This window comes from Microcystis aeruginosa NIES-843 (genome assembly GCF_000010625.1).
Classification (GTDB): domain Bacteria; phylum Cyanobacteriota; class Cyanobacteriia; order Cyanobacteriales; family Microcystaceae; genus Microcystis; species Microcystis aeruginosa.
In genome coordinates this window covers 5,498,835-5,513,036 of the sequence record NC_010296.1, presented here as the reverse complement: position 1 = coordinate 5,513,036, position 14,202 = coordinate 5,498,835, and the positions used below count along the sequence as shown (strand labels likewise).

At 44.1% G+C, this 14,202-nt stretch carries 12 protein-coding genes and 2 pseudogenes; 6 read left to right on the top strand and 8 right to left on the bottom strand.

Annotated elements, in window-relative coordinates; genetic code table 11:
- Positions 1–2 precede the first annotated feature (2 nt).
- The 5 genes and pseudogenes from MAE_RS26100 to MAE_RS26085 form a co-directional block, all read right to left on the bottom strand.
- Positions 3–842 (bottom strand): annotated as a pseudogene (locus MAE_RS26100) (HindVP family restriction endonuclease); the annotation flags it as partial.
- Positions 842–3,001, bottom strand: coding sequence for a potassium-transporting ATPase subunit KdpB (gene kdpB / locus MAE_RS26095; RefSeq protein WP_012268153.1), 2,160 nt, complete (start codon positions 2,999–3,001; stop codon positions 842–844). The pseudogene MAE_RS26100 and the gene kdpB, both read right to left, overlap by 1 nt.
- A gap of 27 nt (positions 3,002–3,028) precedes the next feature.
- Entirely contained in the window at positions 3,029–3,220 is a 192-nt protein-coding gene (locus tag MAE_RS32990; RefSeq protein ID WP_044034744.1) for a hypothetical protein, read from the bottom strand.
- A 15-nt stretch (positions 3,221–3,235) separates the two neighbouring features.
- Positions 3,236–4,981, bottom strand: a complete 1,746-nt coding sequence (kdpA, locus tag MAE_RS26090; RefSeq protein ID WP_012268152.1) for a potassium-transporting ATPase subunit KdpA — start codon at positions 4,979–4,981, stop codon at positions 3,236–3,238.
- A 108-nt stretch (positions 4,982–5,089) separates the two neighbouring features.
- Positions 5,090–6,278, bottom strand: a pseudogene (locus MAE_RS26085) (RNA-guided endonuclease InsQ/TnpB family protein).
- A 762-nt stretch (positions 6,279–7,040) separates the two neighbouring features.
- On the opposite strand from MAE_RS26085, the gene MAE_RS26080 reads away from it, so the two are divergent.
- Positions 7,041–7,526 carry a DsrE family protein gene (locus tag MAE_RS26080; protein WP_002777498.1) on the top strand — a complete coding sequence of 162 codons (486 nt, stop codon included), beginning with the start codon at positions 7,041–7,043 and terminating at the stop codon, positions 7,524–7,526.
- 67 nt (positions 7,527–7,593) lie between these two features.
- Here the strand turns inward: MAE_RS26080 and MAE_RS26075 are convergent, their stop codons facing one another.
- Together MAE_RS26075 and MAE_RS26070 are read right to left on the bottom strand one after the other, a co-directional pair.
- On the bottom strand, positions 7,594–7,920 hold the full coding sequence (locus MAE_RS26075) for a hypothetical protein (RefSeq protein ID WP_012268148.1): 327 nt from the start codon (positions 7,918–7,920) through the stop codon (positions 7,594–7,596).
- 93 nt (positions 7,921–8,013) lie between these two features.
- Entirely contained in the window at positions 8,014–9,072 is a 1,059-nt protein-coding gene (locus tag MAE_RS26070; RefSeq protein ID WP_012268147.1) for a tocopherol cyclase family protein, read from the bottom strand.
- A gap of 2 nt (positions 9,073–9,074) precedes the next feature.
- On the opposite strand from MAE_RS26070, the gene MAE_RS26065 reads away from it, so the two are divergent.
- Positions 9,075–10,325, top strand: coding sequence for an FGGY-family carbohydrate kinase (locus MAE_RS26065; RefSeq protein WP_012268146.1), 1,251 nt, complete (start codon positions 9,075–9,077; stop codon positions 10,323–10,325).
- 183 nt (positions 10,326–10,508) lie between these two features.
- Here MAE_RS26065 and MAE_RS26060 read toward each other — a convergent pair whose 3' ends face one another.
- The gene (locus tag MAE_RS26060; RefSeq protein ID WP_012268145.1) at positions 10,509–11,090 is read right to left on the bottom strand and encodes a thioredoxin family protein; all 582 of its coding nucleotides are present in this window, start codon (positions 11,088–11,090) and stop codon (positions 10,509–10,511) included.
- A 171-nt stretch (positions 11,091–11,261) separates the two neighbouring features.
- Between MAE_RS26060 and MAE_RS32980 the strand changes: the two genes are divergently transcribed.
- The 4 genes from MAE_RS32980 to MAE_RS26050 all read left to right on the top strand — a co-directional run bounded on the left by MAE_RS32980 (position 11,262) and on the right by MAE_RS26050 (position 14,030).
- Entirely contained in the window at positions 11,262–11,423 is a 162-nt protein-coding gene (locus MAE_RS32980; protein WP_158303569.1) for a hypothetical protein, read from the top strand.
- 231 nt (positions 11,424–11,654) lie between these two features.
- Positions 11,655–11,807: a hypothetical protein gene (locus tag MAE_RS33670; protein ID WP_012268144.1), complete on the top strand. Its 153-nt coding sequence runs from the start codon at positions 11,655–11,657 to the stop codon at positions 11,805–11,807.
- Between the two features lie 348 nt (positions 11,808–12,155).
- Positions 12,156–12,845: a hypothetical protein gene (locus MAE_RS26055; RefSeq protein WP_012268142.1), complete on the top strand. Its 690-nt coding sequence runs from the start codon at positions 12,156–12,158 to the stop codon at positions 12,843–12,845.
- Positions 12,846–12,881: 36 nt separating this feature from the next.
- Complete coding sequence (locus MAE_RS26050; protein ID WP_012268141.1) at positions 12,882–14,030, top strand: sulfotransferase family protein; 1,149 nt, start codon at positions 12,882–12,884, stop codon at positions 14,028–14,030.
- Positions 14,031–14,202 lie beyond the last annotated feature (172 nt).

The following is a 14,202-nucleotide window of genomic DNA, read 5'->3' as shown; positions in this document are numbered from 1 at the left end:
TAGTCAAATACAGTCAGAGGTTGACTTGATAGATTTTCATTAATTTCATCGATTAAAAAATCATCTTCTTCCTTCATTTTACCGATCAGAAAATATCTTTTTCTAGTTTGAGGAACTCCGCAGTAACAAGAATTAATAACTTTTTCAGTTAAACCATAACCATGGCTTTTAAAAATTTGTTTTGCTTGAGTGAGTATTTTACTTTTCTCAATTCTATCCACATTTTCCATAACAAACCATTGCGGACTTACTCCAGTTACAATTTCAGCGAATGTGAGCGTTAGATTCGCTCGTCCTAAACCCTCGTCTCTCTTACCCGCACTGGAAAAGTCTTGACAAGGAGGGCTGCCGACAATAATCTCAGGATTATATTGAGCAAATATTTCTTGGCTAGATTCTCTAGATAAATCGACATTAAATATCGGATGACTAAAGTTATTTCTATAGACATCTATAGCAGGTATCCAATTATCAAATGCGGCCACAATAGTAAACCCCGCTTTCTGGAAACCTAAAGATAAACCACCACAACCAGCGAATAAATCGATTGTGATCATTTTGCTCCCTCCTCTAAATTGACTCTCGAAAGCATAAAATAAATGATCGGAATCGGGAGCTAGACCGTATAACTCTTTTGTACTTAACTCCGCAGGTTGAATTTTTAAATTTTCGTCAAGTTTCAGATATACATTTTTCAGTCCTTTCCCATCCAAGTAAGCGCACAAAGAAGCTGGAAATGAGGAGTTAAATTGATTTTTACCCCATGTTTCTTTTTGGCTAAAATCCCGATTCGAGTGCTTCAATCCGAATAAACTAGGCTTAAATATTGCCGATTTTCCCATTACCTCAACCCGATCGCTGAAATTATCTCATCAATAATCTTAATAGCAATAAACGGGGCAATCACGCCCCCCACGCCGTAGATGAGGATATTGCGCCGCAATAGTTGGTCAGCGGTGAGCGGGCGAAATTGAACGCCTTTAAGTGCCAGGGGAATCAAAACGGGGATAATCAGGGCATTGTAGATCAGGGCTGAGACGATCGCCGATTGAGCGCTTTTCAAACCCATGATGTTTAAAGCACCGATCCCGGCAGCGGCGAAAATCGTCGGGATAATGGCGAAATACTTAGCGATATCGTTGGCTACCGAAAACGTGGTCAGGGCGCCGCGGGTAATGAGTAACTGTTTGCCGATGGTCACTAAATCGATCAGCTTGGTCGGGTCGGAATCGAGATCCACCATATTGGCCGCCTCCTTCGCCGCTTGGGTTCCGGAGTTCATCGCCACACCGACATTAGCCTGGGCCAGTGCCGGTGCGTCGTTGGTTCCGTCCCCCGTCATAGCAACTAACTTGCCCTGGGATTGCTCGCGACGGATCACCTCGATCTTATCTTCTGGGGTGGCCTCGGCGATAAAATCATCCACCCCCGCCTCCGCCGCGATCACCGCCGCCGTGATCTGGTTGTCGCCGGTGAGCATGATCGTTCTCACACCCATGCGCCGTAATTGGTCGAAACGCTCTTTTAATCCCGGCTTCACGATGTCCTTGAGATAGATCACCCCGTAGATATCGTTACCCCGACAGACGGCGAGGGGAGTTCCCCCCAAACGGGAAACCCTTTCCTGTGCCTCATCGAGGGTTTCGGGAACGGAACCACCGCGGGAACGGACGAAACCTTTAATCGCGTCTACGGCTCCCTTACGGTATTCCTCGCCGGCCCTATCGGTGCCGCTCATGCGGGTACGAGCGGAGAATTCGATTCCCTCGCCGGGTTGGCCATCGATATCGAGGTTCGCGCCCAAATTCCGGGCTAAGGCAATGATCGAGCGTCCTTCCGGGGTTTCGTCGAAAAGGCTGGCCGCTAGACAGATGCGGGCTAATTCCTCGAGGTTATGACCGTTCACGGGGATAAATTCGTCAGCCAGTCGGTTTCCGAGGGTGATCGTTCCCGTTTTGTCGAGAAGGAGGGTATTCACGTCGCCGCAGGCTTCCACCGCGCGCCCGGAGGTGGCGATGACGTTAAACTGAGCCACACGATCCATCCCGGCGATGCCGATCGCGCTCAATAAACCGCCGATCGTCGTGGGAATGAGGGCGACGAGGAGCGAGATCAAGATGGCGATACTGGAACCGGCCCGAAAGGTATCCGCAACCGCCGGCCCGAGGCTCGTTTCCAGGAAACCGGCGATATAGTTCCCGATCGGCGGAATCGTGGCCACGACAATTAGAAAGACTTGGGTTAACACGGCCAGAAGTACCGTCAGGGCGATCTCGTTGGGGGTTTTCGTGCGCTCGGCCCCTTCCACGAGGGAGATCATGCGATCGATAAAACCCTGGCCGGGATCTTGAGTGATCCGCACTGTCAACTCGTCCGAGAGAAGCCTGGTGCCGCCGGTGACGGAACTGGCGATGTCGGTTCCGGGTTGTTTGAGGACGGGGGCCGATTCTCCGGTGATCGCCGATTCATCCACCGAACCGATTCCCTCGATCACTTCCCCGTCGGCGGGAATCACGTCCCCGGCCACCAGTTTTACCCGATCGCCCCGACCCAAGGCCGTGGAACTGACCGACTCGATCGAGCCGTCGGCAAGGATTTTCCGGGCCATCGTGTCGCTGCGGGTGGAGCGCAGGGCATCGGCCTGGGCTTTTCCTCGCCCCTCGGCGATCGCCTCGGCGAAGTTGGCGAACAGCACCGTGAAGAAGAGGATGAGGGTGATGATGCCGTTAAGTAGCCGTTGTTGTCCCCTATCCCCGGCGATCGTGCCGAATAGATGCGGGTCGATCGTGACCAGGGCCGTGACGATCGTTCCTAACCAGACCACGAACAGGACCGGGTTACGCACGGCGATGCGCGGGTCGAGTTTGAGGAAGGACTGCCGGATCGCGCGTTGATAGAGACCTGTCCGGTTTACCTTGGGGGTGTGGCGGCGGTCGTCCCGGCGACCTCTCGGCACTCGCAACGGGCGGGAGGATTTAGAATTTCCTTTGTTCGTTCTCATAAATTATCTAGGGCTGGTTGAATAAATCTAAAAACCTTGTTGGGTAAGACTTTTAGACCTTTTGTCAATCAAAAAGTACTGTATCTGGGAGTGATCGGGGGGAAATTTAGGCACTTTTTCCCTGAAAATTAGGTAATTGGCCACCTCAAAACTGGTAAAACCCCACACCCCACACCCCACACCCCACACCCTACCCCCCGGAAAAACTTTTTGCCGCAAACCCTGTCTAAACTCCTAGCCGATCATCCGGGTGATTTGAAAGGCTTCCGCGATCGGCCCGAGGGCTAATATCGGCAAGAAAGTGAGCGCACCGAGAATTAAAATCACCCCCGCCGTCACGCTGGTAAAGAGTCCGGTATCGGTGCGGAGGGTTCCGGTGGTGGCGGGAACCGGTTGTTTGCGGGACATCCCATCGGCTAACAAGAGCAGGGCAGCGATCGGGATATACCGTCCGGCGAGTAAACTGAAGCAGGCGCTTAGATTCCACCAGAGAGCGGTAATCGTCGGTTTGGCACCAGCCGCAATCGCAAGCGGCGCAGGTTGGGAATCCCCTAGTCCCTCGAATCCCGACCCGTTATTGGCGGCGGCGGAAGCGTACTCGTAGATAACTTGAGATAATCCGTGAAAGCCGGGGTTACTGATGCCCTGAAAGTCGGGAAAGGCAAGGGCGATCGCTCCGGGGATGAGGATGGCGATCGGGTGAACCAGCAGAATTAAAAAACTCGCTAACACCACTTCCCGTTTCTCGATTTTGCGCCCGAGGAATTCGGGGGTTCGCCCCACCATTAGCCCGGTGACGAATACCGCAAGGATCAGATAGGCAAACAGGTAGGCGGTGCCGGTTCCCTGGCCGCCGAAAACGATTTGCAGGAACAGATTCGAGAGGGTGGCGAAGCCGCCGTTCGGCATCAAGGAATCGTGCATGGCGATCACCGCACCGCACATGGTGGCCGTGGTAGTTACCGCGTACAGGGCCGATTGCGCCCAACCGAAGCGTACTTCTTTGCCCTCGAAGTTAACCGCTCGCTCCACCCCTAGCAGGGAGTTAACCGCCTGGTTGCCGTTATATTCCCCGATCGCTGTGATGATCGTAAAGCCGATGAAGATACCGAGGGGAATTAGATAGATTAACCGAGCTTGCTTGAGATTATCGGCGAAAACCCCGTAGGTATAGATCAGGGAGGTGGGAATCGAGAGAATCGCTACCAACTGCACCAGATTGACGAATCCGTTCGGGTTTTCAAAGGGGTGGGCCGAGTTGCTGGCAAAAAAGCCACCGCCGTTTTCTCCCAATTCCTTAATAATCTCGAAGTGGGCCACTGGACCGCGGGCGATCGCCTGACTCAGGTTGGGGTTTTCTAGCGTCGGCAAGATCGCCGGGCCCGCGAGGGTTTCCGGGACTCCGGCGATGATCAGGGCAATTGCCCCCACGATCGAGATCGGTAAGAGGATACGGGTGATCGCTCGGATCAGATCCACGTAGAAATTGCCCAACGGTCGCCCCGTCAGTCCCCGAATAAAGGCGATCCCCACCGCTAGACCGGTTCCGGCCGAGGTGAACATCTGGTACCCGAGACCCCAGATCTGACTCCCGTAGCTGAGGGTGGTTTCTCCGGAATAATGCTGTTGGTCGCTGTTGGTGATAAAGGAAATCGTCGTATGTAGCGTGGTGTCCCAAGAAGGGGCGGGGATCCCCGTCGGGTTGAGGGGAAGGACTCCTTGGCCCGCAATCAGGGAAAAAACCAGAATTGCTATTACCGCGTTACTGTAGAGAACGGCGCGGGTGTACTGCCAGCCGGTCATATTCTCTTTCCCTTTCACCCCGACGAAGGTGTAAAGAAGACTCTCGACTCGATCGCACAGTGGGTCGAGTAGGGTTCTCCGTTCCATGAAAACCCTAGCCATATAGCGCCCGAAAAAGGGGGTGATTGCCACGATTATCAGGATCGTGAGCGCGATTTGAATCCATCCTTGCAACATGGTTCGATCAACTCCAAAAAAAGGCCCGTCGAGGCTCGATCAACGGATTCGACAAGCTCACCGTCCTTGACATCCTCACCGCCGTAAACGGACGGCGATTCCCAAACCTCACGATTTGGGTTTCTGCTTCTTTCCCGAAGGATTTTTCGCACCTGCCTTAACAGATTTACTCTGTTCTGGTCTTATGGTCGCTCTACAGACTGACACCGCAAGCCCTGCGGCCAAAATATTTTTACTGGCGTTAATATCTCGGTCATGGTGCGTCCCACAGTCTGGACAATCCCATTCTCGAACATTTAACGGCATTTTCAAGGGCAATATACCCGCAATTACTACACCTTTTAGAGCTAGGAAACCATCTATCTATTTCGATGTAGTTTCTCCCATACCAACGGCATTTATAGGCTAATTGTCGAGTGATTTCTCCCCAGCTTACATCAGATATTGCCTGAGATAATTTCGGGTTTTTGACCATATTCTTGACGGCTAAATTCTCAACCACAATCGTTTGGTTTTCACGAACTAATTGAGTGGTTAGCTTGTGTAAATGGTCTTTTCTACTATCGGTGATTTGAGCGTGAATCTTGGCTACTTTGATTCTTGCTTTTTCCCGATTTTTTGACCCTTTCTGTTTTCTAGAAAGGCTTTTTTGGGCCTTTCGCAGTCTCTGATAATGCTTTTTAAAATGCTTAGGATTAGATACTTTATCGCCATCGCTGGTAATCACGAGGCTACTAATTCCTAAGTCAATTCCGATGGCTTTATCTGTTACTGGTAATGGCTTAATCGTTGGGTCATCAAATCTAATTGAAATATGCCAACGTCCAGATGGATGTAATCTGACTGTTACTGTGCTTGGTTCACAGCTTTCTGGTATTTGTCTTGACCATCGAATAGGTAAAGGTTCTGTGCATTTAGCTAAATAGACTTGTCTGTCTTTAAATTTAAAAGCAGATTTGGTAAATTCGGCACTTCCTCCCTGATGTTTTTTCTTAAAGTTAGGATACTTAGTACGACCAGCAAAGAAATTAGTGAAAGCTGTTTGTAGGTGTCTTAACCCTTGTTGTAAAGGTACACAGCTAACTTCGTTTAAAAAGTCTAATTCTTCTTGTTTTTTCCAATCGGTCAACATTGAAGAAGTTTGAGCGTAGCCTACTCTTTCTTGCTTTTCGTACCATGCTTGTGTTCGTTCGTGGAGAGCTTTGTTGTAAACTAATCTTACACAGCCCAAAGTGCGCCGCAATAGCGACTCTTGTTCGGGTGTGGGGTAAAATCGGTAAGAATAGGCTTTTTCCATACCTCGTATTTTAGCATATATTTTGTAAATGCGCTAATATTTAACAGTAAAGCCGCCGTAAAACGGCGGGGTTTCAGACCCAAATTTTCGATGATCGACTGGGAAAATCACGGGTTCGCTGTCTCGAAACCGCTTGGGAAAACCAAGTTTGTCTAATCATTAGCGATCGTTAACAAATGGATGTCGAGGGATTACTATCACCTCTGCTGGAATGATTGTAGCGATTTCTTGCGCCTTGACGATCTATATTTTTTCCGTTCGTTATCCTATCAGCTTTTACGCACTTATGCAGCAATACCAACAATTAGCAATTATCAGTGACTCTTAGGCTTTTAGGTCACAAGTGGCTGAACAAACAGGAATAATTATGCAAACGCCATCGCAATTTTTAATTAGAGATTGCTGAATCAATCTAAAAACCTTGTTGGATAATATCTTTAGGTCTTTTTGAAATCAAAACGTACCAGATATGGGATTGTTCGGTGGGAAAATTTAGCTACTTTTTACCTGAAAATTAGGTAATTGACCCCCTCAAAATCGGTAAAATCATACACCCCACTCCCCACACCCGTTCGGCTGAGCTCACGGCCGAAGCCTGCCCCCACGAAAAACTTTTTGCTGCAAACCCTACTTATCTCACCTTATTGTTTTTGTTATCTGCAACAAAAATTAAAGTTTGACAGGCTGTCTGTTGACAAGATTTTCCAGAAATCATCATAATGAAAATGTTTTCATTGTACCCAGCAGCAAGAGGAAAAGAAAATGTTGTTAAAATCTTTAGCCCTTGGTTCGCTTGTGGGATTATCCTTAGTTACATCTATCCCAGTCTTGGCTAATCCTTCCCTTTCTCCAGTACAAACTAACGAAGCAATAATTGCTGTCGGTCAACAAAAATCCGATTTATTTGTTAATTTAACCACCGATGATCCTTGGCGAGCTGCAATGGCAATCGGTGTCGCTACCAATATGCTAAAAAAAGGTCACTCAACCACTATTTTTTTGAATATTACAGGGGTGCACCTGGCAGCGACGACCATTCCTCAACACACTAACGGTATCACCGGTAAAACCCTGCAAGCAATGTTAGTAGATTTCATCAGTCAAGGGGGAAAAGTCTTAATTTGTCCCTCCTGTATGAAACAAGCAGCCATAAAACCCGAAGATCTAATTGCCGGTGTGGTGACAAGTTCTCCCGATTCCCTAGAAGCAAATTTATTTAAGGAAACGGTTAAAGTAATTAGCTGGTAAATCTGGCATTTTCCAGAGAATCTACAGGCTGCATCTCAATTTTGTCTGAGATGCAGCCTCTGCTATATCACTTTTTAGAATATGGTTCCGTGGGAATATTTTCTTCATCTTCCACTTCTGTCTGCGCTACATAATAAAATTTTAGTTCATGCAGTATATCGGCGATCGCTCTTTCTACAGCAATTTTTATTCTTAATCTTCGGGGGTGATAATCGTGATATTTTTCCCCCAAAGTTTTGAAACTGCGGGGCAGAATTTGGATAGCATTATTCATGACTCGATCGATTTTAATCTCCGAGAGATATTGATGAAAGGAAGCAGGTAAATTCCTTAACTGTTCCCGCACTTCTGCTATCACTAATTGCTCAACAAAATTGAGAAAAGGTTGGTTCATGAAACGATTTTTTAGCGATCAAAAACTGACTCAATGTTAATACCGCTCGATAAATAATAGCGTGATATTATGCCGTCGCAATGGTGATTTCAATCACTGTTTGATCCAAGCTGATGGCCAAATACCGCCAATTTCGAGACCAGCTAGACCACTAGAGCTATTTATAAGGGTTTTACCACGACTATCAGCCAATTTTATCGATAATTTACCTTTGAGGGTATCTTGACAAGCAAAACAGAGACCTTTTTCTGTGGGTACACGCACGCGATCGGGAGGATGATCACTGATGCCGATTAAGACAATGGTATAATTCTCGTTGGTTGCCCTCATTTCCCAGTATCCCCAGGGTTGCACTGTCCAACTTAGTTGAGAATTCCAGATATCAAACTTATAAAAGCGATTTTGGCAGTGAATACCGATAATTCCCACCGATTCCGTCCAGTGGAGAACTTTCCGGGTAGAACCCACTGCGGTTAAGGTTAAATCGGGATTTTCAGGGAAAGCATTACAATTAATCCAAAACCACTTTTCGGGGAAAGAATAACCCCAATTTTTCTCGCTATAAAAAGGTACATTCTCAAATTGGTAATTTTTTCCCCGATAGGTAATCATTCCTGTGGCTAAACCATGAGCAGTTAAAATCTGCCAACCTGGGTCAAAAATCGGTAAATAAGATAATATTCCTGCTGTTGCTTGGGGTAAACGCTTGTTATCTCCCCAACTGTACCTAGTTTCAACGCGATAATCCCATTGACAGATTTCTCCAGTGACGGGATCATAAATTCGTCCTTGCTGCTGGTTTGCCGTTGCTTGATAACCCTCTTGAACAGACTCAAAAAAAGCTGACGGGGAAAGGAGACAGGGACGGATTTTTAAGTTAGTTTTTCCCCAATGGATAATGGCTAATTGCTGACGACTTGCCCAAAATTTATCCGTATCGGGAAAAGTGCGACAAAGATAATTAGATTCTATGGCTAAAATTTGTACCGCTCCGCCGCTATTGACTTGACCGCCGCTTGGGTCTTGAATAGAATACATAAAGGCGAATCCGTCGGCTAATTGCGGAATCATGACTCGGAAGTACCAACCTTCAAAGAATCGGGGAGTGATACCATCCCAATGGTAGCCAGAATGAGGGGGTTGTGAAGACATCTATGGGTTTATCTTTAGGTATTGATTTTGGCACATCGGGAGCGCGAGCGATTGCTATTGATTCTAGCAAAAATATCGTCGCTGAGGTTCATTATCCCTTCACTAATGCCAATTTTCAGGATTGGCAAAAGGCCCTATTTTATTTATTGGATAATCTAGGGGATTCGGTGCGTTCAGAACTTAAATCGATCGCGATTAATGGTACTTCCTCGACGGTGTTATTATGTGATAATTGGGGTAATCCTCTTTCTGAGGCCATATTATACAATGACGGGCGAGGAATTGGGTTTTTAGAAGCAATTAAAGCTATAGCACCCCCTCACCATCCCGTGATTATTGCTACCTCCAGTTTAGCTAAATTACTTTGGTGGAGTGAACAAGAAATTTTTTCGCAAGCGCGTTATTTTCTCTCCCAAGCGGATTGGTTAGCATTTCTCCTGCACGGTAAACTGGGAATTAGTGATTATCACAATGCCTTAAAGTTAGGTTATGATCTCGAAAATCTCTGTTATCCCGATTGGTTAGAGAATTTACCGATGTTTAATTTATTACCGCAAATTTTTGCCCCAGGTACAGCGATCGATACTATTAAACCGGATTTAGTGACTCGTTTTGCTATCCCGAAAGATTGTTTAATTTATACGGGAACCACCGACAGCATAGCGGCATTTTTAGCCAGTGGTGCTAATTCTTTAGGGGATGCAGTGACATCTTTAGGTTCAACTTTAGTCTTAAAATTATTAAGTAGCCAGAAAGTTGATGATAGTAACTATGGCATCTATAGTCATCGTTTAGGAAATTTGTGGTTAACTGGTGGGGCATCCAATACGGGAGGAGCAGTGTTAAAGAAGTTTTTTTCTGATCAAGAATTGAGAAATTATAGTTTAGCAATAGATGGACAAAAAGAAAGTAATTTAGATTATTATCCTTTACTAAAAGCGGGCGAGCGCTTTCCAATTAATGATCCTTTTTTACCCGTGAAACTGACTCCCCAGCCCGATAATCCTCGAGAATTTTTGCATGGGTTACTAGAAAGTATTGCCCGCATTGAAGCTTTAGGTTATCAGCGTTTACAGGAATTGGGAGCCAATAAATTAGAGCGAGTTTATAGTGCCGGTGGTGGGGCAAAAAATTCGACTTGGAGAATAATTCGTCAGCGTCATTTAGGGGTTCCCGTGCTTTTGTCTAAACAGGAGCAAGCGGCCTATGGTACTGCCCTATTAGCACAGCAATCGGTTACGCTGTTGAAATAGTCTCATAAGTAGGATTTGCGGCAAAAAGCTTGTTGGTGGGGTTAGGAGTCGGTCGTCGGTCGTCAGTATTCAGGAGATAGGGTGATAGGGTTTTGGGGCGATAGGGTGATGAGACAGCTTCCCCATTTCCCCATTTCCCCACTTCCCCACACCCTACACCCTACACCCTACACCCTTCGTTAATTAACCGTAATAGGGTGGCTCATTACCCAGTTTCCATTTGATATTACAGCCTAAACTCGGTTTTTGGTCCGTCGGCACTGGTTGACCGGTTAAAACCTTGTCAATAGCGGCGCGGAGATCTTTGCCTGTCACCGGTATTCCATTACTAGGACGACTATCATCCAACTGACCGCGATAGACTAGAATCCGCTGACTATCAAAGAGGAAAAAATCGGGAGTACAGGCTGCCGTGTAAGCTTTCGCCACTTCTTGGCTTTCGTCATAGCATAAATTGAATTTAAAGTCAAGGGTTATCGCCATTTTTTTCAAATTTTCGGGCGAATCATCGGGATATTTCTCCACGTCATTAGAACTAATTGCGAGGATGCCCAGATTGGTATTAGCATAATCGCGACCTAGACGGGTAAGTTCTTCTTGAATGTGTTTAACAAAGGGACAATGTTCACAGAGGAAGATGACTAACAGAGCGGTTTTAGCCGCAAAGCTGTCCAGAGAGATAGTTTCACCCGAAACCACATCGGGTAAGGCAAAACTGGGAGCTTTTGTCCCCAGATCTAACATTGTGGACTCGGTGCGTGCCATAAGGTTTCTACTCTTTTCTATAGGGAGGACTGAGATTTTTATAGCATTTCATGCTTCATCGCGCAAATTTAACGCCTTAATCAGCATCAGTGAACAGTGAACTGATAAGTGATTGACCTATCTAAATTACTGGTTAGAGCTGTAGTAGTCATAGTTCGCAGTGTCCGCCAATTGTGGAATAAAACTACGACAGAAATTCGCTTCTTCATCAGTAGTTTAGCAGCGGATGCCCAAAAACACGCCGAGGTGATTCGCAGACATTGGAGTATTGAAAATAGCCTCCATATTAGACTGAAAACCGCTATAAATAGTTTATTTATGTTCAGGATTTAGGGGGCAAAACTCAGTTTTCATCTCAAAGTTGCTGGCGAAATAACCGGAAAACCTTATTTTCTCGTTGGGGACTGTCCTTGAAAATTGAACATAAATACTAGAATTATGTTCAAAAATCATCCTTCCAGGGGGTTGTCATCTGCTGGGAGAGCGATTAATATAGGGACAGATGAGTGAGGTAAACCCAATCTCAAGCCAATTACTTTTTCCTTAATTAGGAGGATAATTCCAATGTCTAACATCAAAGTTAATGAACTTCCAACGTCTGACATCAAAGTCAATGAATTAAATGGTGATAATCCAGCAAAAGTAGATGAACAAGAATCTGCAAACATTAAGGGAGGCAAAACTACAACATCACTATCACTTTATCTCCTCAAGTAGACAAATCTGAAATCTGAGCGAGCATCCCGTTTTTGTAAAAGCATGACCCAAAGTAACGGCATCCCAAGAGTTTTATTCCTCTTTAAAACAGCTAACGTGCAAAATTGGGATGCTCTCAAATCTGATCAATTATGGTTCTTCGTTACTTAGTATGGTTCGATAGGGTGGCATAAATGGACTAAATCCTTATCTGGCAAGAGATTTAATTGATTAGTTCGCTCTAGATCGAAAACAATTAACAAAAATCGCCAAATGTCTTTCTCTATAAGAGTTTCATTCCTTATAAACCTGTACATTGCATAAGACAAACCAAAGAACCTAAATTATTTCGTGACAGGAGTAAAAAACATGATTAATCGTGAGCAACTGAGAAAAAACCTTGAACTTTTTTTCCAGCAAGAAGTCAACAAAATTATAATGACAGTTCCCTATGCCGGCCACCTAACTGATAAAAATCAAGTGCTGAATGAAAAATACTATGTTCGCCACTTAATTGAAACCATCAAGCGTATTCGCCTGACTAGCCAAACAGATGCACTGGCTTTGGCTTATATGATTGATGAAGACTACGAAGCTGCAAGACTATGGGGTCGATATACTGCACAGGAAATGACACACGATTTATTATTTATCAAAGATCTGCGTCAACACGGATATACTGAAAAACAAGTTTTTGAAATCCAGCCATTTCAAGCCACAGAAGCAATGATAGATTATCTAAAAAATAAGATTAAGGAGATTGGCTCTTTGCCTGCTGTTGCATATTCTTTGTTTGTTGAATGGAATTCCGATCAATCTTCAGGTTATGTGATTGATAAAGTTGCAGAAAAATTTTCCAAATCTTTTGTAATAGGAGCTAAAGCTCATGTGAAAATTGACGAAAATGAAGATCATTATGAAATGATGTTAGATGTTGCTCATCGTCTTATTGTAAAATATGCAGATGAAGAAATCTTAATAGATATTCTCAGAAAAATTGCTGAGTTTATCGCTGCGTACTTTTATGAACTTTATCAGGAGACTGTTATAACAAGCTAATAAAGAATAAAAAAAATAGAGTCAACCGATCAAATCATGAGTGGACAATTTCTCTACATTCAAAAAAAGCAAAAAAATAATCCTGCTCTAGTAGCTGATGTATCTGATTTTGATTATTTGGAGGGTGAAAAAATTGATGATATTGCACAAGTAGTTAGTCAACGTAATGTTAGTTTATACTGTTTAGATCACCAACAAAAACAAGTTATCTTTGTCGAAACTCCTTCTGACATAGATATTTTTGCATATCCTTTTCTATATCAAGCTCAATTTGAATATGCTCACCGATTAATTGCAATATCTTATGAAACAATTTGCCAACTTGCTCAAACTTTCAAAATACCTGACAATCAACTAATATTTATTTATCCTGTTGGTCGATGTGGATCTACTCTACTTAGCAGAATATTTCATCAAGTTGAATATGTTATAAGTCTATCAGAGCCTGATATTTTTAGCCAAATTGTCGGACTCCGAATGCCTGATAAAAGTAACGATTGTCAACTAGCAGAACTGTTGTTGGTTTTAACTGCACTTCTTTGCAAACCTAATCAACTAAAAAATCCATCATTTTATGTATTTAAATTGCGTGGTTTTTGTATTGAAATTGCAGATATTTTACATAAAGTATTTCCTCATTCTAAAGGAATTTTTTTATATCGAGATGCTCAAAAAGTTGTTGAGTCTTGTATTCGAGCTTTTGATCCATATATGAGTTCACACCTTCTACTTATTAAAGAAAAGAAAAATTTCTATAATCGATTTATCACATTGTTTGAAGAATACTCTGATCTAATAGATTATTCAAATTCAATAGATTTTTATTTAGTTCGTTGGCTGTCTTATATGCATCGCTATTTATGGCTTTATCAACAAAAACTTCCACTTTGTGCTATCCGATATGAAGATTTAACAACACATCCGAAACAAATCATAAGCTATCTGTTTGATTATTGTGGTTTATCTATTGAAATTGAATCAATTATTTTAGAAATTGACAAATTATTAAAAACAGATTCCCAAAATAATTCAATCTTTTCATGGCAAAATACTAGAAGAAATAAAGTGAGTAATCTTTCGGAAATTCATCAGAAAACTACTCGGATCTTACAAAAACATCCAGAAATCAGAAAATCAAATTTTATTCTTCCTGGCACAGTGAAAATAAAAGACAATAAAGATTAATTGCAGGGTAATCGCACGTCGTTTTGTATAAATTGCAACAGACAAAAATCACTGACTGCCTTGTCTGTTACGGCGAACTGACAGGAGTTAATCTGAGAGGAAGCAAAAAAAAGGGCGTTGCTGAATCAAGGTATGAATGACAATCTTGCACCCATCCAAAAGTTAGTTTGGG